Source organism: Tropicimonas aquimaris (genome assembly GCF_042676185.1).
GTDB lineage: Bacteria > Pseudomonadota > Alphaproteobacteria > Rhodobacterales > Rhodobacteraceae > Tropicimonas > Tropicimonas aquimaris.
In genome coordinates this window covers 135,523-156,150 of the sequence record NZ_JBHTJT010000012.1, presented here as the reverse complement: position 1 = coordinate 156,150, position 20,628 = coordinate 135,523, and the positions used below count along the sequence as shown (strand labels likewise).

Here is a 20,628-nt window from a genome sequence, read left to right as displayed (position 1 = left end):
ACGCCTTACGGTCGGCCCCGTTCCGGGGGCCGCAAATGCCCGATACCAGCCCCGACCACGAAGAGCGAGATTTAGTCCATGTTTTCTGCATTGAGAATGCCCCGAGCGGTCGCGGCCCGCGGCCTGGCCCTCGTCGCCGCCGCCTTCCTGGCCGCCTGTGACACCGTGCCGACCGCCGGCGGCGGCCCCCGTATCGACGCGGGCGCACCGGTCGCCGTGGCGCTCCTGGTTCCCGGCGGGGCGGGCGGCGACGCGCTGGTTTCGCGCAGCCTCGAGAACGCGGCCCGCATGGCAATCGCCGATCTCGGCAATGTGCAGATCGACCTGCGGGTCTACACCACGGGCGGCAACGCCGCAGGCGCCTCCGGCGCCGCCACCCGTGCCGCCGACGAGGGCGCCAAGATCATCCTCGGCCCGCTCTATTCCGAGGCCGCGAATGCCGCGGGTCTTGCCGTCGCCAGCAAGAACATCAACGTGTTGTCCTTCTCGAACAACGCCGCGATCGCTGGCGGCAACGTCTTCGTTCTCGGCAACACCTTCGACAACACCGCCTCGCGGCTCGCCAGCTTCGCCGCCTCGCGCGGCAAGGGCGACATCTTTGTCGTCAACGCCCGGACCACCGCCGAGGAAATCGGCCGGGATGCGATCCTGCGAGCGGTCAACAGCAGCCGGGCGCGGCTCGCGGGCAATGCCTCCTTCGACTTCTCGCAGCAGGGGATCGTCGCGGCGGTGCCTCAGATCAGCCAGCAGGTGCAGGCCTCCGGCGCGAACGCGATCTTCTTCACCTCCGACAACGACGGGGCGATGAGTTTCCTGGCGCAGCTTCTTCCGGAGAACGGCATCGGCGCGCCCAATCACCAGTTCATCGGCCTGACCCGGCTCGACGTGCCTGCCGAGGCGCTCTCGCAGCCCGGCCTGCAGGGGGCCTGGATGGCCCTGCCCGATCCGCAGCTCAACGCCAGCTTCCGCGACCGTTACGTCTCCGCCTACGGCAGCCAGCCGCACCCGCTGGCCGGCCTGTCCTACGATGGCATCGCCGCAGTGGGCGCGCTCGTCGGGCGCGGGCAATCCGATGCGCTAACCCGATCGGCGCTCACCCAGGGCTCCGGGTTCGTCGGCGTCAACGGCATCTTCCGGCTGATGGACAACGGCACCAACCAGCGTGGCCTGGCCGTCGGCCAGATCCAGAACAACCAGGTAATCGTCATTGACCCTGCCCCAAGAAGCTTCGACGGCTTCGGCTTCTGAGCCGACGCCCGCCTTCGTTGCACCGGCCGCGCCGCGCGACCTGATCTGCGCGCCCGACACCATCTTCGATGCCGCCGGCCTGCCCGACCGCCTCGCCGAGGCGGTCGAAGGGAAGGAGGGCACGGGCCGGCGCTCCCGTGCCACTGCGATCCTCGCCGAGGCGCTTTCCGGGGGCCGGGACGCCATCGAACAGGCGTTCGACGCCTCGCCGCGGGCGGCGCGACCGCTCGTGCATTCCTACGCCTGGTTGACGGACTGCATCATCCGGAGCGCCTTCTGGACGGCCTCGACTCTGCTGTCGGACAAGCCCGCCAAGCGCACCCCCCAACGCATGTCCCTCATCGCCGTCGGCGGATATGGCCGCGGCGAGATGGCCCCGCACTCGGATGTCGACCTGCTGTTCCTCTGCGAGGATTCGGTCACGCCGGAGGTGGAGCATATCGTCGAGGAAATGCTCTACATCCTGTGGGACCTGCGCCTGAAGGTCGGCCACGCCACCCGCACCATCCGCGACTGCCTGAAGCTCGGCCGCGAGGATTTCACGATCCGGACCTCGCTGCTCGAGATGCGTCACCTCGAGGGCGACGCGGCCCTGACCGAGACCCTCGCGGACCGGCTCTGGAACGAACTCTTCAAGGGGTCGAGCAAGGATTACATCGAGGCCAAGCTGGCCGAGCGGGCCGAGCGTCACCGCAAGCAGGGCGGGCAGCGCTACATGCTGGAGCCCAACATCAAGGAGGGCAAGGGCGGCCTGCGCGATCTGCAATCCTTGTTCTGGATCGCGAAATACGTCAACCGGGTGCAGAGCATCGAGGAACTCGTCGGGCTCGGCGTCTTTACGCCGGAAGAATACTGGGCCTTTGAGCAGGCCGAGTCCTTCCTCTGGGCCTGCCGGGCACATCTGCATCTGCTGACCGACCGTCCGGTGGACCAGCTGACCTTCGACGTGCAGGTGCCGGTGGCCGAACGGCTCGGCTACACCGACCATTCCGGGCGCCGGGCGGTCGAGCACTTCATGCAGGATTACTTCCGCCATGCCACGCAGGTAGGCGAGCTCACGCGGATCTTCCTCACCGCGCTGGAGACAGCCCATGTGAAGCGAGCCCCCAAGCTCGCGAAACTCTTTCGCCGCCGCAAGAAGATCCGCGAAGGCTTCGAGATCGAGAACGGGCGATTGGCGATCGTCGACGAGGAGGCGTTCCTCTCCGACAAGCTCAACATCTTGCGGCTCTTCGACGAGGCGCTGCGGACCGATACGCTGATTCACCCCGATGCCATGCGGCTGGTCTCGGCCAACCTGAATCTGATCGACGCCGACATGCGCCGCAATCCGGAGGCAGCGCGGATCTTCCTCAGGCTCATGCTCGACCACGGCAACCCCGAGCGGGCGCTTCGGCGCATGAACGAACTCGGTGTCCTGGCAGCCTTCGTGCCGGAGTTCGAGCCGATCGTGGCGATGATGCAGTTCAACTTCTACCACGCCTACACGGTCGACGAGCACACGATCCAGTGCATCCGGGTCCTCGCGCAGATCGAGCATCGCGAACTGATCGAGGAACTACCCGTCGCCTCGCGCATCCTCGAGCGAGGCGTGAACCGCCGCGTGCTCTATCTCGCGGTCTTCCTGCACGACATCGGCAAGGGCCGGGTCGAGGACCATTCGATCCTGGGCGCCCGCATCGCCCGTCCGGTCTGCCAACGTCTCGGCCTCGACGAAGAGGAGGTCTCCACGGTCGAATGGCTGGTGCGCTCCCACCTCGTGATGTCGGACATGGCGCAGAAGCGCGACATTTCCGATCCGCGCACGGTCCGCGATTTCGCCAAGGCGGTGAAGACCCGCAAGCGGCTCGACCTGCTTACCGTCCTGACCGTCTGTGACATCCGTGGCGTCGGACCGAACGTCTGGAACAACTGGAAAGCGCAGCTTCTGCGCTCGCTCCATCGCCAGACCGCCGACGCGCTGGAAAACGGGCTGGAAGAGATCAACCGGGACAACATCGCCGAGGAGGCCCACGCCGCCCTGCGCGACTCGCTGCAGGACTGGACGCCCGAAGAGATCGAAGCCGAGATCGAGCGGCATTACCCGCCCTACTGGCAGGGCCTGCAGAACGAGACCCACCAGATCTTCGCCCGCCTCCTGAAGGGCATCCCGAACGACGAGATCCGGATCGACCTGACCCAGGACCCCGGGCGGGACGCCACGCGGGCCTGTTTCGCGCTGGCCGATCACCCCGGCATCTTCTCGCGGCTGGCCGGGGCGCTGGCACTGGTGGGCGCCAACGTGGTGGACGCACGGACCTATACGACCAAGGATGGCTACGCGACCGCGATCTTCTGGATCCAGGACGGCGACGGCGCGCCCTATGAGGCCGACCGCCTGCCGCGCCTTCGGGCGACGATCCACAAGAGCCTCAAGGGCGAGATCATCACCGGCCAGGCCCTCAGCAAGCGCGACAAGCAGAAGCGGCGCGAGCGCGAGTTCCGCTTCCCCACGTCGATCCATTTCGACAACGAAGGCTCCGACATCTACACGATCATCGAGGTCGACACCCGCGACCGGCCCGGCCTGCTCTACGATCTGACCCGCACCCTCGCCAACGCGAATATCTATATTGCGTCGGCCGTGATCGCGACCTATGGCGCTCAGGTAGTGGACACCTTCTACGTGAAGGACATGTTCGGCCTGAAGATCCACTCCGAGAGCAAGCGCAGCGCTCTCGAGAAAAAGCTGATCCAGGCCATCGAGCGCGGGGCTGAAAGGGCCAGAACCGAATGAAACCAATCCGCCTGATGGCGGGATTCCTGACGGTCGGGGTCTGGACCCTGATGTCGCGGATCCTTGGATTCGTGCGCGATATCGTCATCGCGGCCAAGCTGGGGGACGGGCCTATGGCGGAGGCCTTCCTGATCGCCTTCAGCCTACCGAACATGTTCCGCCGCTTCTTCGCCGAGGGCGCGTTCAACATGGCCTTCGTGCCGATGTTCTCCAAAAAGCTGGAGCGCGACGAGGACCCGAAGGGCTTTGCCCAGGACGCGTTCAATGGCCTCGCCTCGGTGCTGATCCTGTTCTCGCTGCTGGCGCAGGCGGTGATGCCCTGGCTCGTGCTGGCCATGGCCTCGGGCTTTGCCGGCGACGAACGCTTCGGCATGGGGGTGCATTTCGGCCGCATCGCCTTTCCCTACATTCTGTTCATCTCGCTCGCGGCGTTGCTCTCCGGCGTGCTGAACGCGACGGGCCGCTTTGTTGCGGCCGCCGCGGCGCCGGTTCTGCTGAACGTGATCCTCGTCACCTCGATGCTGCTGGCCGAGGCGACTGGTGGCGATTTCGGCACCTTTCTCGTCTGGGCCGTGCCGGTTGCGGGCGTGGCGCAGCTCGGGCTGGTCTGGTGGTCGGCCGCCCGGGCCGGGTTCCGGCTGACGCTCTCGCGGCCGCGGCTGACACCGGACATGAAACGGCTGGCGCGGATCGCCGCCCCGGCGATGCTCGCCGGCGGCGTGGTGCAGGTGAACCTGCTGGTCGGCCGGCAGGTCGCCAGCTATTTCGACGGCGCGATCCAGTATCTCAACCTTGCCGACCGGCTCTACCAGTTGCCGCTGGGCGTGGTGGCCATCGCCATCGGCGTGGTGCTGCTGCCCGACCTCTCGCGGCGCCTCGCCGCCGACGACACAGTGGGCGGCCGCGCCGCTCTGAACCGCGCGACCGAGTTCGCGCTGCTCCTGACCCTGCCCGCCGCGGTTGCGCTGGTGGTCATCGCGGAGCCGATCGTCTCGGTGCTCTACCAGCGCGGCGCCTTCGGGGCGGAGGCCGCGGCGCGCACGGCGCTGGTCACCGCGATCTATGGGCTCGGCCTGCCCGCCTTCGTGCTTCAGAAAGTGTTCCAGCCGCTCTACTTCGCGCGTCACGATACGCGGACGCCGTTCAACTACGCACTCGTCGCGATGGTGCTGAACGCGGTCATCGCCATCGGCGGTTCCTACTTCTTCGGATTCTACGCCGCCGCCTGGGCGACCACCCTCGCGGCCTGGGCGATGGTGCTTCTGCTGTGGCGCGGATCGCGGCGGATGGGCGAGGCCGTCGTGCTGGACGACCGCCTGAAACGGCGCAGCTGGCGCATCCTGGTAGCCTGCGCCGTGATGGCCGCCTGCCTTCTCGCGACCGAATGGGCCCTGGGCGATGCGCTCTACCAGTCCGGGGTGCGCTACGCGGCGCTGCTGGTGCTGGTGGGCGTGGGGATCGTGAGCTACTTCGGCGCCGCGCAGTTGGTCGGGGCAACGCAGCTCACCGAGATTCGCCGCGCGATGCGTCGCAACCACTCCGCCTGAGGCCGAGCGGGCCCTCCCGCCCGTCGTTGCCCCATCGAAGATGTGCCGCCGCCCGTTGGGCGTGGCCGCGCATCTGCGTGCGCGGCGAAGCATTCTTTGCGACCGCGCCCCATTCAGAAAACGCATAGCAGATCCGCAAATTTCGCAAATGAAATATTTTTTACTTTAGATATTTCATTTTTCGAACTATCTGGCATCCGAACGGTTACGGAGGCCTCATGACTGGCGTGACAGCAGACTGCATCTTAGGCGAAGACCTGAACCTGATTCCCCAGGAGCTGCGCATAATGTTCGGCACCCTGGTGCTTGCGCGTGCGCTCGAGGAACAGATGGAAGAGTTCAGGACCGTAGTGCCGCTGACCAAGTCGGAGCGGCAAATGCTGATGAACCTGGGCGTTCCGCGACGCATGGGCCAGATCGCCGAGACGCTCAACACCCAACCCTCGACCGTCACCTCGGTCGCCGACGCGCTCGAAGCCAAGGGCCTGCTGGAACGGGAACGCGATCCCGACGACCGGCGCGCTTGGCAGCTCCGCCTCACCGAGGCCGGCGTCTCCGCCCGCAGAAACCTGATCGAAGTCGCCGTGTCGAAGTTCCGGGAGATCTCCGGGCTGTCGACCAGCGAGATCGAGCAGGTTGCAGGCTTCTTCGATTCCGTGACCGAACACGTCCTCAAATCCGGATTCCCCAAGGGATTGACACTATGATTACCAAGAAACTCGTCATCGGCGCCGCGGTCGCCGGCTGCATCGGGCTGGCCGCAATCGCGCAAAGCACCACGCAGGAGGAAACGCCTGCGGAGATGGCGCTCAAACCGGTCAAGCTCATGCTGGTCGAGGAAGCGGAAGCGACGCTCACGCGGCAGTTCTTCGGCAAGGTCGTTGCCCGCAAGACCGTGGACCTCGCCTTTCAGGTGGCCGGCCAGATCCAGGAATTCCCCGTGATCGAAGGCACCCGGATCGAGGAAGGCGCGCTGGTCGCGCAGCTCGACCTGCGCCCCTTCGAGCTCGCCTTGGAGCAGGCGAGGCTGCAGAAGGAGCAGGCGGACCGGACGGTCGATCGCCTCGAGAAGCTCAAGGGCAGCACGGTCGGCCAAGTCGCCATCGACGACGCGGTGACATCCGCCGGCCTCGCGGAGATCGCGCTGGAGAATGCCGAGATCGCGCTCGAGGATGCGACCCTGCTGGCACCGTTCGATGCGCTGGTGGCCTCGCGGAGCGTCGAGAACTTCACTACGATCTCCGCCGGCACGCCGGTCGTGCGGCTGCACGACATGTCCGAGATCCGGGTCGAAGTCGATGTTCCGGAGGTGCTGGTCCAGAAGGCCGGCCTCGCGGAGAAAGTCAACGTGATGGCGAAGTTCCCCTCTTCGGCGACGGAATACCCGTTGCAGGTCCGCGAACTGACAGCGGAGACCTCGGCCATCGGCCAGACCTATCGCGCCACCTTCGGGATGCAGGCCCCCGAGGGGCTGTCCGTCCTGCCCGGCTCCTCGGTCACCGTGACCGCGACCCTCGCACAAGACGACGGCGGCATCATCGTGCCGGCCTCTGCCATCGCGATCGAGACGGATGGCAGCACCTTTGTCTACGTTTTCCGCCCGACCGGTGCCGCAGAGGGCTCGCTGGCAAGGACGGTGGTCGCCATCGAGCCGACCGACGACGGCGAGGTCCGGGTCGTCTCCGGCCTGACTCCGGGCGAGGAAATCGCTGTTGCCGGCGTGAACGAGCTGAAGGACGGCATGCAGGTCCGCCGCTTCGCTGGCTTCGGGAACTGAGGACGCCTCCATGACCATCGCACGCGCCTCCATCGAGCGGCCGATCTACACATGGCTGATCATCCTGGGCTGCCTTCTCGGCGGCATCTGGGGCTTCAATTCCATCGGCCGGCTGGAAGACCCGGCCTTCACCATCAAGAACGCGGTCATCGTCACCACCTACCCCGGCGCCACGGCCGAGCAGGTGGCGACGGAGGTCTCCGAACCGATCGAATCCGAGATCCAGAAGATGGGCGAGGTGGACAACATCACCTCGACCAACCGCCCGGGCTCGTCCCTGATCGAGGTCGAGATCAAGTCGACCTATGACGGCACCGAGCTGCCCAAGATCTGGACCGACCTGCGCAACCGCGTCGCAGATGCCCAGCTGCCCGACGGCGCCGGGACACCCTATGTCAACGACAGTTTCGGCGACGTTTTCGGCATCTTCTACGCGATCACCGCGCCGGGCTTCTCGGATGCCGAGAAGCACGAGCTGGCGACGTTCCTGCGGCGCGAACTGCTCGCCGTGGAGGGCGTGGCCGATATCGAGGTGTCGGGCCTGCCCGAGGAGGCCGTCTTCGTCGAGCCGGACATGACGCTCGCGGTCAACCAGAACATCTCGCCCTCCGCCCTTGCCGCGGCGCTTTCCACCGCCGACTCGGTGGTCGATGCAGGCGGCGTCGAGCACGGCCCGAACCGGACCATCATCCAGCGCCCGCAGGGTGACGATACCGTCTCGGCGATTGCCGGGCTGACGGTCGGGGTCGGTGGCGAGGTGCTTAACCTCTATGACCTCGCCAATGTCTATCGCGACCGCGAGGAGAACCCCTCGCTGATCATCCGCCAGGACGGCAAGGATGCCTTCACCCTCGGCATCGCCGGGCTTTCAACCGAGAACATCGTGACCGTCGGCAAGAGGGTCGACGAGCGCCTTGCCGAACTGAGCGCCGAGATCCCGTTCGGGGTCGAGATGAGCCCGATCTACCAGCAGCACATCGTGGTCGAGGAGGCTTCCGACGCCTTCCTGCAGAACCTCGCGATGTCGGTCGCCATCGTTGTCGCGGTGCTCGCGATCTCGATGGGCTGGCGGGCAGCGGTCGTCGTCGGCGCGACGCTGCTCCTGACCGTGGTTGGCACCGTGTTCTTCATGGACATGTTCTCCATCGAGATGGAACGGATCTCGCTCGGGGCGCTGATCATCGCCATGGGTATGCTCGTGGACAACGCCATCGTCGTCGCCGAGGGCATGCAGGTTGCGATGCTCCACGGCAAGAACGGCCGCGTGGCCGCCGACGAGGCGACCAAGAAAACGCAGATCCCGCTGCTCGGTGCCACCGTGATCGGCATCATGGCCTTTGCCGGCATCGGCACCAGCCCCGACGCCACCGGCGAGTTCCTGTTCTCGCTCTTCGCGGTGATCGGCATCTCGCTGATGCTGTCGTGGATCCTCGCCATCACGGTCACACCCTACCTCGGCAACCTGCTGTTCCGCGAGATCGACGAGGGCGAGCACGACGCCTATGGCGGGCCGCTCTTCCGCGCCTTCGGCTGGACGTTGAACGTGGCGCTGCGGCTGCGCTGGCTGGTCGTCGTCGGCCTCATCGCGCTGACCGCCCTCTGCTTCAACGCCTTCGCGAAACTGCCCCAGCAGTTCTTCCCCGACAGCAACACGCCGCTGTTCTTCGTCCACTACAAGCTGCCCCAAGGCACGTCGGTCAAGACGACGTCGGAACAGATGGCGGTGGTCGAGGACTGGCTCGACGAGCGCGAGGACGTGGTTTCCTACACCACCTTCGTGGGTCAGGGCGCGACACGATTCATGCTGACCTACTCGGCGGAAAACGCGAACCCCAGCTACGGGCACATGATTGTGCGCACCGATTCCATCGAGCAGATCCCGGCGCTCAAGGCCGATCTCGATGCCTTCGGGGCCGAAGCTCTGCCCGAGGGCGAGTTCCGCACCAAGCGGCTGGTCTTCGGGCCCGGCGGTGGTGACCCGATCGAGCTGCGCCTGTCCGGTAACGACCCGGAGGTCCTGCGCACCCTCGCCGACGAGGCGATGGGGATCATGCGGGGTGCCAGCGACAACCTCACCACGATGCACACCGACTGGCGCGAGAAGGAACTGGTGCTGCGGCCTATCTACTCGACCGACCGGGCGCAGACCGCGGGCATCACCCGCGACGACATCGCCTCGATCCTGCAGTACGCCACGGACGGCACCCGCGGCGGCACCTACCGGGAAGACGACCGGCTGATCCCGATCATCATCCGCGAGCCGCTCGACTCGAGCCTCACGCTGATGGACCAGGTGGTCTATTCGACGGCGGCCGGGACCTTTGTGCCGATCGAGCAGGTAATCGACGGCTTCGAGTTCATCCCCGAGGACACGCTGGTGCAGCGGCGCGACCGCCAGTTCACCATCACCGTCGGCGCAGACATCCGCGACGACGTGACGGCCGCCACCGTTCATAGCGAGATCAGCGCGGCCATCGAAGCGATGGACCTGCCGATCGGCTACAGCATGGCCTGGGGCGGTGAGCACGAGAACTCCGGCGAGGCGCAGGCCGCGCTTGGAAAGCAGCTCCCGATGAGCTTCCTCATCATGGTGCTGATCTCGATCGTGCTGTTCAACGCCCTTCGCCAGCCGCTGATCATCTGGCTGCTGGTGCCGATGTCGGTGAACGGCGTGGTGATCGGCCTCGGGATGACCGGCCTGCCCTTCAGCTTCACTGCCCTCCTGGGCCTGCTGAGCCTCTCGGGCATGCTGATCAAGAACGGCATCGTGCTGGTAGAGGAGATCGACCTGCTGCGCCACGACGGGCTGGAGCTGAAACCGGCGATCATCCGGGCCTCGACCTCGCGTCTGCGGCCGGTGGTGCTGGCGGCGGCGACGACCATCCTCGGGATGATCCCGCTGCTGACCGATGCCTTCTTCGTCTCGATGGCGGTGACCATCATGGGCGGGCTGGCCTTTGCCACGGTGCTCACCCTCGTGGCCGCGCCGGTGCTCTACTACATCTTCTTCCGCAAGCAGGGGATGGCCGAGGAGCGCAAACGCCACGCGAGGGATCTCGCCACCGGCGTCCCGGCATAGAAAGAAAAAGGCCGCGCGTAAAATCGCGCGGCCTTTGTCGTTCCAGCGGGGCGCGTGCGGCGATCAGCCGGCCGCCGCCCCCTCCTAGACCATCCAGGAAAGCTCCCTGCGCAGAGCCTCCAGCGTCTCCGCATTGCGTGCAGAGACCAAGTAACCCTCGTGGATCGTTGGCGCATAGTCGCGTCCGTCTAGCAGGCCGACCGCGCCACCGGCCTCGACGACGGCCAGCGCACCAGCCGCGTGATCCCAGGGCATCAGCTTGAAATCGAAGCTGAACTGCCCGTTGCCGAAACAGAAGGTCCGGTAGGCGTGGCAGGCGCAGCGCATGTCCGTGACCCGGCCCCGCCCAAGCAGGAACAGCGCGAAGCGCTCCCGCAGGTGTTCCGGCAGAAGCCAGGGCGAGCCGAAGCCGGCGAAACCGGTCGGCCCTTCCGGCACATCGAGCCGCAGCTGCCGGCGCTTCCCGTCCGCGGTGCAGAACCACGTCCCGCCGCCGCGAATTGCCATGATCCAGTCGTCGTTCAGGGGGTCGTAAAGCAGCCCGAACACCGTCTCGCCGCGATGGGTCACCGCCAGCAGCACGCCGAAGACGGAGACGCCCTTGGCGAAGTTCCAGGTGCCGTCGATCGGATCGATGATGACGGCCGTTTCCGCTATGCCGATCCGGTCCAGCAGCGTGGGGTGTTCCGCGACCGCTTCCTCGCCGACAATCTCGGCCTCGGGCAGGATTTTTGCCACCGCTGCCGAGATCGAGGCTTCGGACAGCCGGTCCGCGATGGTCACGAGGTCGTCAGGGTTGCTCTTGGCGTCGACTGAGCCTGCCTCGAGGTTCCGGAACCGCGGCAGGATCTCCTCCCGGGCGGCGGTCCGGACCGCCTCGACGAGGGCGTCCTGCTGTTGCTGGTTGGGGATCATGCCTGCTTTCCTTTCAGTTCCGGACATGGGCCTCGGCACATGTTCCCGCCACGATGCCTGACGGCTTCCTGCCCGCGGTATAGTCGCACCATGCGTCAGCCGTAAGTGCGATGCCCGGACGCGCCGGGCCTCGCTCAGATCGTGTCGAGCAGACGATACCAGCGATAGGTCAAAGGCAGGATGACACGCCGGTGGCGACCAAAGGGAAAGCGCGGCGGCGCCCGGCGCATCAGATCGGGCAGCGGTTGCCGCTGCGGACGCCCGAGCGCCAGATCGGCCAGCCGCGCGCCGGCATAGCTGCCCATGGCGACGCCATTGCCGTGATAGCACATCGCACCAAAGGCATTTTCAAGCCCGTCCAGCGGCCCGGCGAAGGGTGTCAGATCCCGGGACATTGCAACGAAGCCGGACCAGAAATAGGGCGTTTCCACTTTGCGCCAGGCCGGGAAGATCCGCTCGAAATCGGCCCGGGCCATGGCGCGGACTTCCTCGTGAGCGGCCTGTGTAGCCCGCATCGCCCCGCGCAAGCCAAACAGCATGCGCCGGTTCGGCATCAGCCGGAAATAGTGCAACAGGTGGCGCGTGTCGTAGCACATCTGGTTGGAGGTCCAGCCCTGTTCAGCCAGCTCTCCTTCCGTCATCTCGCGCGTGACGAGGATGTTGGTCTGAACCGGCAGGAACCGCCCTGCCATCCACTTCGGAATGTCGTCCGAGCCGTAGCCGTTGGTGGCCATCAGCAGTTTCGCCGCCCGCACGACACTGCGCGCCGTCTCGACCCGCCAGCCGCCGCCCTCTTCGGTGATCGTCTGTGCGGAAGAGGCGGCGAAGATCCGTGCCCCCGCCTCGGAGGCCGCGCGGGCCAGGCCGAGCGCGTATTTCAGCGGATTGAGCGCGAAGCCGATCGGGGTCGTCAGCGCGCCGTGAAATTCCTCGCTCGCCATGCCGTGCGCCACCAAATCGGTACGGTTCAGCACCTCGCAGCGCACACCGAAGCGGGCGCTGACCTCACGCGCCTCGACCTCCAGCCCGCGCACGTCCGACGCGCGATGCGCCAGCAGCGTCTCGCCATTGGAATGTACATCGGCCGCGATGCCGTGACGGTCCAGCCTCTCGGCCACCAGGTCCACCGCCAGCTTCTCGGCGTCGAAGAAACGGGCGGCATCCTCCGCCCCATAGCGGCGCTCCAATGCTGCGGGCGAAAGCTTGGCGCCGCCGAGGCAGCAGAAGCCGCCGTTTCTGCCAGACGCCCCCCAGCCCGGGGCTTCGGCCTCGAGCACCACGACATCCGCGCCCACCTCCGCCAGATCGAGCGCCGCCGACAGCCCGGTGTACCCACCGCCCACGACGACGACATCGCATCGGATATCGCCCTCGCTTTCCGGCCAGCGGGGCACCTCGGCTTCCGTCACCGTCTCGCGCCAATAGCTCGCCTCGATCGGGCGCGGCCCATAGGCCATCTCTTCATAGGGTCTCAGCATGGAGCGCTTCCGGCCGTCAGGTTTGGGCGGCCGCCTTCTCCTCGCGTGCCTGCCGAACAATGGCGTTTTTCGACATCAAGGACGCGACGATCACGCCCACCGCCACGATCGCGATCATGATCGTCGACAGCGCGTTGATCTCCGGGCTGACGCCCAGCCGCACCGACGAGAAGATCTTGATCGGCAGAGTCGTCGCGCTCGGACCAGCGGTGAAGGAGGCGATCACGAGATCGTCGAGCGACAGCGTGAAGGCGAGCAGCCACCCCGACGCCACCGCCGGCAGGATGATCGGCAAGGTCACCAGCCGAAATGCCTGGAACGGCGTGCAGCCGAGGTCGAGCGCCGCTTCCTCGACCGAGCGGTCGAAGCTGACCAGCCGCGACGACACCACGACGGAGACGTAGCACATGGAAAAGGTGGTGTGGGCCAGCACGATGGTGATGATCCCGCGATCCAGCCCGATGGCGATGAAGAGCAGCAGCAGCGACAGGCCGGTAATCACCTCGGGCATGACCAGCGGGGCATATATCATGCCGGAGAACAGCGTGCGGCCAAAGAACCGCCCGCCGCGGACCATGACATAGGCCGCCATCGTCCCCAGCACCGTCGCCACGGTGGAGGACATCACGGCCACCCGCAACGTCACCCAGGCCGCGTCGAGGAACGCCTCGTTGCGGAGCAGTTCGCCATACCACCTGGTCGAGAAGCCTGCCCAGACCGTCACCAGCTTGCTCTCGTTGAACGAGAAGATGATGAGGATCATCATGGGTATGTAGAGAAAGGCGAACCCGAGCGTCAGCGAGACTGTGTTGAACCAGGTAAGGCGTCTCATTGCTCTGCCTCCTGCTGGCGTTGCTGCTGCCGCTGGAACAGGATGATCGGGATGATGAGGATCGCCAGCAGCACCACGGCCACCGCAGACGCCACCGGCCAGTCGCGGTTGGAGAAGAACTCCTCCCACAGCACCTTGCCGATCATCAGCGTGTCGGACCCGCCCAGCAGCGACGGAATGACGAACTCACCGAGTGCGGGGATGAAGACAAGAAAACAACCGGCGATCATGCCGGGCCGGGACAGCGGCAGGGTGACCAGCCAGAACGCACCCGCGCGGGTGCAGCCCAGATCCTCGGCCGCTTCCAGCAGCGAGGCGTCGAGCTTTTCCAGCGTCGCGTAGATCGGCAGGATCATGAACGGCAGGTAGGTGTAGACGATGCCGATGTAGACGGCGGTGTTGGTGTTCAGGATCGTCAGCGGCTCCGAGATCAACCCGGTCCAGAGGAGGAACTGGTTCAGGAAGCCCTCGTTGGAGAGGATGCCCATCCACGCATAGACGCGGATCAGGAAGCTGGTCCAGAACGGCAGGATCACCAACATCATCAGAGTCGGGCGCCACTCGTCCGGGGCGTTGGCCATGCCGTAGGCGACCGGATAGCCGACAAGCAGCGTCAGAACGGTAGAGATCAGGGCGATCTTGAGGCTGGAAAGGTAGGACTTCCAGTAGAGCGAATCCTCCGAGAGGAAGACGTAGTTCTCGAAATCGAGCTGGGAGAGGAAATCCTTCACGCCCGTCCAGCCGGCCGACAGATCCAGCGTCGGCATGTAGGGCGGGATCGACAGGGCCACGTCCGACAGCGAGATCTTCAGGACAATGAGGAAGGGCACCAGGAAAAGCGCCAGCAACCAGAGGTAGGGAACGAGAATCAGCAGGGCCTTGCGCGGGTTCATGGCATCACTCCGTCAGGACAACGCCGGCGGTCTCGCTCCACCAGAGCCAGACATCGTCCTCCCAGGTGAACTGGCGCCGCTCGATTCGGCGCGTGTTGGCGGACTGGGCCTTGAAGATCTCGCCGGTCGGAATCTGCACATGATAGGTGGACAGATTTCCGAGGTAGGCAATGTCGATGATCTTGCCTTGCATGATGTTGGTCTTGCCCTCGGGGTGCTCCTTGGAGATGTGCACCTTTTCGGGCCGGATCGCGAAGGTGCAGCGCGTGCCGTCGGCGATCGGCTGCATGGGCGTGCCGATGATCGGCGCCTTGCCCTCAGCCCAGTGGATCTGCACCTTGCCATCCGTCTGGTGGGACGTGGCCCGGCCCTCCACCAGGTTCACATCGCCAATGAAGTCGGCGACGTAGACCGATTTCGGCGTCTCGTAGATCCGGTCGGGCGTGTCGACCTGGATCATCTTGCCGTGGTCCATGACCGCCACGCGGGAGGCAACGGTCATCGCCTCCTCCTGGTCGTGGGTCACGATGACGAAGGTCGTCCCCGTCTTTTCCTGGATCTCCATCAGCTCGAACTGGGTGTCCGTGCGCAGCTTCTTGTCGAGCGCGCCGAGCGGCTCGTCGAGCAGCAGCAGCTTCGGCGCCTTGGCAAGGCTGCGCGCCAGCGCCACCCGCTGCCGCTGGCCGCCGGAGATCTGGTGCGGCTTGCGGGCCGCGAATTTCTGGAGTTGGACCAGCCGCAGCATCTCGTCGACGCGCGCGGCGATCTGCTCCTTCGGCAGCTTGTCCCGTTTCAGCCCGAAGGCGATGTTCTCGGAAACCGTCAGGTGCGGGAACAGCGCGTAGGACTGGAACATCATGTTGACCGCGCGCCGGTTGGGCGGCACCGGGCCGATGTCCTTGCCATCAAGCAGGATCTGCCCTTCCGAAGGGTTTTCGAAGCCGGCGAGCATGCGCATGAGCGTGGTCTTGCCACAGCCGGAGGGACCCAGGAGCGCAAAGAACTCGCGCTCGAAGATGTCCACGGTGAGATCGTCGATCGCGGTGAAATCGCCGAATCTCTTTGTCACGTTCTTGAACTGGATCAACGGACGTGCGGCAGGGTCCTTCCAGGGCGCGAACACCGTCGGTCGGGAGGAGGGCGCGGGATCAGACATGGCAGACCTTCGGATAGCAGGAAAAGGCCCCGCGCAGGTGAAGCGCGGGGCCGGTCGGCAGATCGGGCGATCAGGTGCCCGACTTGATCTTGGTCCAGAGCCGGGTGACGACTCGCTGCACCTTCGCGTCGTAGGGCGTGGTGGTGAACAGGTTGTTCAGCGTTGCCTCGTCCGGATAGATCGCGGGGTCGCCGATCACGTCTTCCACCAGGAATTCCTGCGAGGCCTTGTTGCCGTTGGCGTAGTAGACGTAGTTGGACGCAGCGGCCATGTTCTCGGCATCCATGATGAAGTTCAGGAATGCGTGGGCGCCGTCCGGGTTCGGCGCATCGGCGGGGATCGCCATCTGGTCGAACCACATCTGCGCGCCTTCCTTGGCGGCGTTGTAGACAATCTCGACGCCGTTGTCGGCCTCGGCGGCGCGGTCGCGCGCCTGCAAGATGTCGCCAGACCAGCCGACCGCAACGCAGATGTCGCCGTTCGCGAGCGCGTTGATGTATTCGGACGAGTTGAACTTGGAGATGTAGGGGCGGATTGCCATGAAGACCTCTTCGGTCTTGGCGATCACGTCCGGATCGTGGCTGTCGGGATCCTCACCGATGTATTTCAGCGCGGCCGGGATCATCTCTGCCGGCGCGTCGAGGAAGTAGACACCGCATTGGGCGAGCTTCTCCATGTTGGCCGGGTCGAACACCAGCGCAAGGCTGTCGAGCGGCGCGTCTTCGCCGAGCACTTCCTGGACCTTGCCGACGTTGGCGCCAATGCCCGTGGTGCCCCACATGTAGTTGATCGAATAGGCATTGTCCGGGTCGTACTGTGCGGTGCGGCTCTCGATCACGTCCCACATGTTCTCGAGATTCGGCAGCTTTGCCGGGTCGAGCTTCTGGAAGGCGCCTGCCACGATCTGCCGCTGCAGGAACGTGCCGGAGGGCACGACGACGTCATAGCCCGAACCGCCAGCGAGCATCTTGGTCTCCAGCACTTCGTTGGAGTCGAAGACGTCGTAGATAAGGTCCAGACCGGTTTCTTCCTCGAACTTCGCCAGAAGCTCCTCGTCGATGTAGTCGGACCAGTTGTAGACGCGCACCTCGTCGGCCATGGCGGCCGTGGCGGTCACCGAGACCGTCAGAAGCAGCGTCGAGATTCCCTTTTTCATAGTGTCTTCCCTTGGTGGTTGTCAGGCTTCGACATGAGTTTTTATTTGATCAAACGTTGCCTTTCGACGCAAGCTTCGCGGTAATGCGCCAAAATGCAAGCCCCCAGTTACGCACCGCACCCCCTGTCGGTCGCCCGCGACCAAGAAAAAGGCAACGCCGATGACCACGCAAGAGGCAAAGACGCCGGAGCACGAAGCTATATACCTGCGCCTTCGCCAGATGATCCTGTTCGGGGAAGTCGCCCCGGGTGAACCGCTTACGATTCTCGGGCTGCGCGAGCGCATCGGGGCGGGGATGACACCTGTCCGGGAGGCGATCCGCAGACTCACCGCCGAAGGCGCCCTGACCGCGCTTGGAAACAGGCGCATCAATGTTCCGGAGATGACGCTCAACCACTTGGAACAAATCGCCTTCGCACGAAGAGCGATCGAGCCGCAGCTGGCGCGGCTTGCTGCAGAACGAGCCGATTCAAAGCTCATCCAGGACCTTCGGGAGATCGACAACCGCCTGGATCAGGCCATCGGCAACGGCGACGTGCGCGGATACCTCGAGCAGAACTACCGGTTCCATTTCCGGCTTTACGAACAGGCCGGCGCGGAGGTGCTGCTGACGCTCGCCAGCGGCCTGTGGATGCGGGTCAGCCCGTCCCTCCGAATCGTCTGCGGACGTTACGGCACGTCGAATCTTCCGGATCAGCACGACGCCGCGATGGACGCCCTCGTTGAAGGCGATGCGCACAAGGTTTGTGCAGCAATGGAACAGGATATCCTCCAGGGTCTGGATCAGATTCGGAACTCCTTGAAAGAATCCGCGACTGGCGCGCCCTGAGGGCGGTCGCGTTGACTTCGGAATAAATTTGATCATAAATCTGGGCAGTGCCGAACTGCCGCCGATCGGCATAGCGGCTCTTTCACCTATGTAGGATGAACCTTGAATGTCGAGATATTCTCAAAGCTGGATCGGCGAACTTCCGTCTGCCTTCCTCGACTACCTCGGGGATCGGCGGCTGGAGGAGGTCGAGGCAATCATTCCAGATCTCGTTGGCATGTCGCGCGGCAAGGCGATGCCGCACCACAAGTTCTCCCCCCAGGAAACGTTCTTCCTGCCGATCTCGCTCTTCTACCAGACCGTGTCGGGCGAATATGTCGACATGGAGGACATCACCGACCAATGGCTTGAAAAGGACATAGTCCTGCGCCCGGACATGGCCACCGCCACGGCCGTTCCGTGGGCCGAAGACGCCACGCTGCAGGTGATCTGCGATCTGGAAACGCGCGACGGCACGCCGCTCGGAATCGCCCCGCGGAACGTGCTCAAGCGGGTTCTGAGTTTCTATGCAGAGAAGGGCTGGAGCCCGGTCGTGGCCCCGGAGCTGGAGTTCTACCTCACCAAGCCCAACACCGACCCGAACGAGGCGATCGAACCGCCGCTTGGCCGCACCGGCCGCAAGGGCGCAAGCCGGCAGTCCTACTCGATGGTGGCGGTGGACGAATACGGCGAGGTGATCGACACGATCTACGATTATGCCGAAGCGCAGGGGCTCGAGATCGACACCGTGATCCAGGAAGGCGGTGCCGGTCAGATCGAGATCAACCTTCTGCACGGCGATCCGCTCAAGCTCGCCGACCAGGTGTTCTACTTCAAGCGGACGATCCGCGAGGCCGCGCTCAAGAACGGCGTGTTCGCGACATTCATGGCCAAGCCCATGCGGGACGAGCCGGGCTCGGCGATGCACATTCACCAGAGCGTGGTGGACCGCGAGGGACGCAACATCTTCTCCAACGAGGATGGTAGCGAAACCGACGCCTTCTTTCACTTCATCGGCGGCAGCCAGCAGTATCTTATGGCGGTGGTTCCGCTGCTTGCGCCCTACGTCAATTCGTTCCGCAGGTTCAATGCCGAGGGGATGAGCGCGCCCACCAACCTGGAATGGGGCCAGGACAACCGCACCACCGGCCTGCGTATTCCGAACTCGAAGCCCGGCGCTCGGCGCATCGAGAACCGGGTCATCGGGATCGACTGCAACCCATATCTCGCCATAGCCGCGAGCCTGGCGTGCGGCTATCTCGGAATGGTGAACCGCGTCACACCACGGCCGATCGCCGAACACGAGGTCTACGAAAGCGAAACCCGGCTGCCCGAGGATCTTGGCTATGCCCTCGAACTCTTCGACGAGGAACTCGTCGTCCGCGAGGTTCTCGGCGCCGAGTTCTGCCAGCTCTACTCCGGCATCAAGCATGCCGAGCATGATGAATACAAACGAGAAATCTCTCCATGGGAACGTCAGCACCTGCTGCTGAACGCCTGATGAAGGACTGACAGAATGAACATGATCACCAACCACATGCCCACAGCCGAGCTTCAGGCCATCGATGCAGCCCACCACATGCACCCGTTCACCGACGGGGCCGAGCTTGCGGCGAAGGGCGCGCGGATCATCACCCGTGCCAAGGGCGTGATGCTGACCGACAGCGAGGGCGAGGAGATTCTCGACGGCATGGCGGGCCTGTGGTGCGTGAACATCGGCTACGGGCGCGAGGAAATGGCCGAAGTTGCGGCACGCCAGATGCGCGAGCTGCCTTTCTACAACACCTTTTTCCAGACCTCGCATGTTCCCGCCATCGCGCTGGCGCAAAGGATCGCCGAGCTGGCGCCGGGCGATCTGAACCACGTGTTCTTCGCCTCCGGCGGGTCGGATGCGAACGACACGAACCTGCGCCTCGTCCGGCATTACTGGGCCGCGAAGGGCAAGCCCTCCAAGACCGTCGTGATCAGCCGGAAGAACGCCTATCACGGCTCCACCATGGCCGGCGCGAGCCTTGGCGGCATGGGCGGGATGCATGCCCAGGGCGGCCTGCCGATCCCGGGCATCGTACACATCAATCAGCCGCACTGGTATGCCGAAGGCGGCGAGATGTCGCCCGAGGAATTTGGCCTCGCCCGCGCTCGCGAACTCGAGGCGAAGATCGCCGAGCTGGGTGAGGACAACGTCGCTGCCTTTATCGCCGAACCCATCCAGGGCGCGGGCGGCGTGATCATCCCGCCCGAGACCTATTGGCCCGAGATTCAGCGCATCTGCGACGCCCACGAGATCCTTCTGATCGCCGACGAGGTGATCTGCGGCTTCGGCCGGACCGGCAACTGGTTCGGCAGCCAGACCCTCGGAATTCGTCCCCACATCATGACCGTCGCCAAGGGCCTGTCGTCCGGCTACGTGCCGATCGGCGCTTCGATCGTCTGGGACGAGGTTGCCGACACGGTCGCAAGGGCCGGCGATTTCAACCACGGCTACACCTACTCGGGCCATCCCGTTTCCTGCGCCGTGGCGCTGGAAAACCTGCGGATTATCGAGGAAGAGCAACTGATCGAGAACGTGGCCACCGGCACGGGCCCCTACCTCAAGGAAAAATGGGAGCAACTGGCGGATCACCCGCTGGTCGGCGAGGCGCATACCCGCGGCTTCATGGGCACCCTGGCACTGACCCCCGACAAGGCTCGCCGCGCGCCGTTTGAGGCGGCGGAAGGCACGGTCGGGCTGATCTGCCGCGGCCACTGCTTCAAGGGCAATCTCGTGATGCGCCATGTCGGTGACCGGATGATCATCGCCCCGCCGCTGATCTTCCAGAAGTCCGACGTCGACCTGCTGATCGAACGCGCGGTCAAGGCGCTCGACCTGACCCTGGCCGAGATCAAGGACAAGGGTCTCTACAAGTAACCGTACCGGGCGAGCGGCACAGCGATGCAAGACCAGAGCAACGCCCGAATGCGCG

At 65.0% G+C, this 20,628-nt stretch carries 15 protein-coding genes; 9 read left to right on the top strand and 6 right to left on the bottom strand.

Translation table 11 applies throughout. From position 1 onward, the window contains the following. The first annotated feature begins 78 nt into the window (after positions 1 to 78). The 6 genes from ACFQ2S_RS11120 (at position 79) to ACFQ2S_RS11095 (ending at position 10,427) form a co-directional block, all read left to right on the top strand. Positions 79 to 1,248, top strand: coding sequence for an ABC transporter substrate-binding protein (locus tag ACFQ2S_RS11120; RefSeq protein ID WP_386074527.1), 1,170 nt, complete (start codon positions 79 to 81; stop codon positions 1,246 to 1,248). After that, complete coding sequence (locus ACFQ2S_RS11115; protein WP_386074526.1) at positions 1,208 to 4,024, top strand: [protein-PII] uridylyltransferase; 2,817 nt, start codon at positions 1,208 to 1,210, stop codon at positions 4,022 to 4,024. The genes ACFQ2S_RS11120 and ACFQ2S_RS11115 overlap by 41 nt, the downstream gene beginning before the upstream one ends. Beyond that, positions 4,021 to 5,571 (top strand): murein biosynthesis integral membrane protein MurJ, encoded by a 1,551-nt coding sequence (murJ, locus tag ACFQ2S_RS11110; RefSeq protein ID WP_386074525.1) that lies wholly within the window; start codon positions 4,021 to 4,023, stop codon positions 5,569 to 5,571. The genes ACFQ2S_RS11115 and murJ overlap by 4 nt, the downstream gene beginning before the upstream one ends. 218 nt (positions 5,572 to 5,789) lie before the next feature. Continuing rightward, the gene (locus tag ACFQ2S_RS11105) at positions 5,790 to 6,278 is read left to right on the top strand and encodes a MarR family winged helix-turn-helix transcriptional regulator (protein ID WP_386074524.1); all 489 of its coding nucleotides are present in this window, start codon (positions 5,790 to 5,792) and stop codon (positions 6,276 to 6,278) included. Further along, complete coding sequence (locus tag ACFQ2S_RS11100; RefSeq protein WP_386074523.1) at positions 6,275 to 7,348, top strand: efflux RND transporter periplasmic adaptor subunit; 1,074 nt, start codon at positions 6,275 to 6,277, stop codon at positions 7,346 to 7,348. The genes ACFQ2S_RS11105 and ACFQ2S_RS11100 overlap by 4 nt, the downstream gene beginning before the upstream one ends. A 10-nt stretch (positions 7,349 to 7,358) precedes the next feature. Further along, entirely contained in the window at positions 7,359 to 10,427 is a 3,069-nt protein-coding gene (locus tag ACFQ2S_RS11095) for an efflux RND transporter permease subunit (protein WP_386074522.1), read from the top strand. 84 nt (positions 10,428 to 10,511) lie between these two features. Here ACFQ2S_RS11095 and ACFQ2S_RS11090 read toward each other — a convergent pair whose 3' ends face one another. The 6 genes from ACFQ2S_RS11090 to ACFQ2S_RS11065 all read right to left on the bottom strand — a co-directional run bounded on the left by ACFQ2S_RS11090 (position 10,512) and on the right by ACFQ2S_RS11065 (position 16,857). Further along, positions 10,512 to 11,342, bottom strand: coding sequence for an inositol monophosphatase family protein (locus tag ACFQ2S_RS11090; RefSeq protein ID WP_386074521.1), 831 nt, complete (start codon positions 11,340 to 11,342; stop codon positions 10,512 to 10,514). A gap of 134 nt (positions 11,343 to 11,476) precedes the next feature. After that, positions 11,477 to 12,820, bottom strand: a complete 1,344-nt coding sequence (locus ACFQ2S_RS11085) for an NAD(P)/FAD-dependent oxidoreductase (RefSeq protein ID WP_386074520.1) — start codon at positions 12,818 to 12,820, stop codon at positions 11,477 to 11,479. 16 nt (positions 12,821 to 12,836) lie between these two features. Continuing rightward, positions 12,837 to 13,652, bottom strand: a complete 816-nt coding sequence (locus ACFQ2S_RS11080) for an ABC transporter permease (protein WP_386074519.1) — start codon at positions 13,650 to 13,652, stop codon at positions 12,837 to 12,839. Beyond that, on the bottom strand, positions 13,649 to 14,545 hold the full coding sequence (locus tag ACFQ2S_RS11075) for an ABC transporter permease subunit (RefSeq protein ID WP_386074518.1): 897 nt from the start codon (positions 14,543 to 14,545) through the stop codon (positions 13,649 to 13,651). The genes ACFQ2S_RS11080 and ACFQ2S_RS11075 overlap by 4 nt, the downstream gene beginning before the upstream one ends. 4 nt (positions 14,546 to 14,549) lie before the next feature. Continuing rightward, positions 14,550 to 15,701: an ABC transporter ATP-binding protein gene (locus tag ACFQ2S_RS11070; RefSeq protein ID WP_386074517.1), complete on the bottom strand. Its 1,152-nt coding sequence runs from the start codon at positions 15,699 to 15,701 to the stop codon at positions 14,550 to 14,552. Between the two features lie 70 nt (positions 15,702 to 15,771). Next, complete coding sequence (locus ACFQ2S_RS11065) at positions 15,772 to 16,857, bottom strand: polyamine ABC transporter substrate-binding protein (protein WP_386074516.1); 1,086 nt, start codon at positions 16,855 to 16,857, stop codon at positions 15,772 to 15,774. A 160-nt stretch (positions 16,858 to 17,017) separates the two neighbouring features. Here ACFQ2S_RS11065 and ACFQ2S_RS11060 point away from each other — a divergent pair, with 160 nt between their 5' ends. The 3 genes from ACFQ2S_RS11060 (at position 17,018) to ACFQ2S_RS11050 (ending at position 20,573) form a co-directional block, all read left to right on the top strand. Next, positions 17,018 to 17,686 carry a GntR family transcriptional regulator gene (locus ACFQ2S_RS11060; protein ID WP_386074515.1) on the top strand — a complete coding sequence of 223 codons (669 nt, stop codon included), beginning with the start codon at positions 17,018 to 17,020 and terminating at the stop codon, positions 17,684 to 17,686. 106 nt (positions 17,687 to 17,792) lie between these two features. Then, positions 17,793 to 19,166: a glutamine synthetase family protein gene (locus ACFQ2S_RS11055; RefSeq protein WP_386074514.1), complete on the top strand. Its 1,374-nt coding sequence runs from the start codon at positions 17,793 to 17,795 to the stop codon at positions 19,164 to 19,166. A gap of 15 nt (positions 19,167 to 19,181) precedes the next feature. Next, complete coding sequence (locus ACFQ2S_RS11050; RefSeq protein ID WP_386074513.1) at positions 19,182 to 20,573, top strand: aspartate aminotransferase family protein; 1,392 nt, start codon at positions 19,182 to 19,184, stop codon at positions 20,571 to 20,573. Positions 20,574 to 20,628 lie beyond the last annotated feature (55 nt).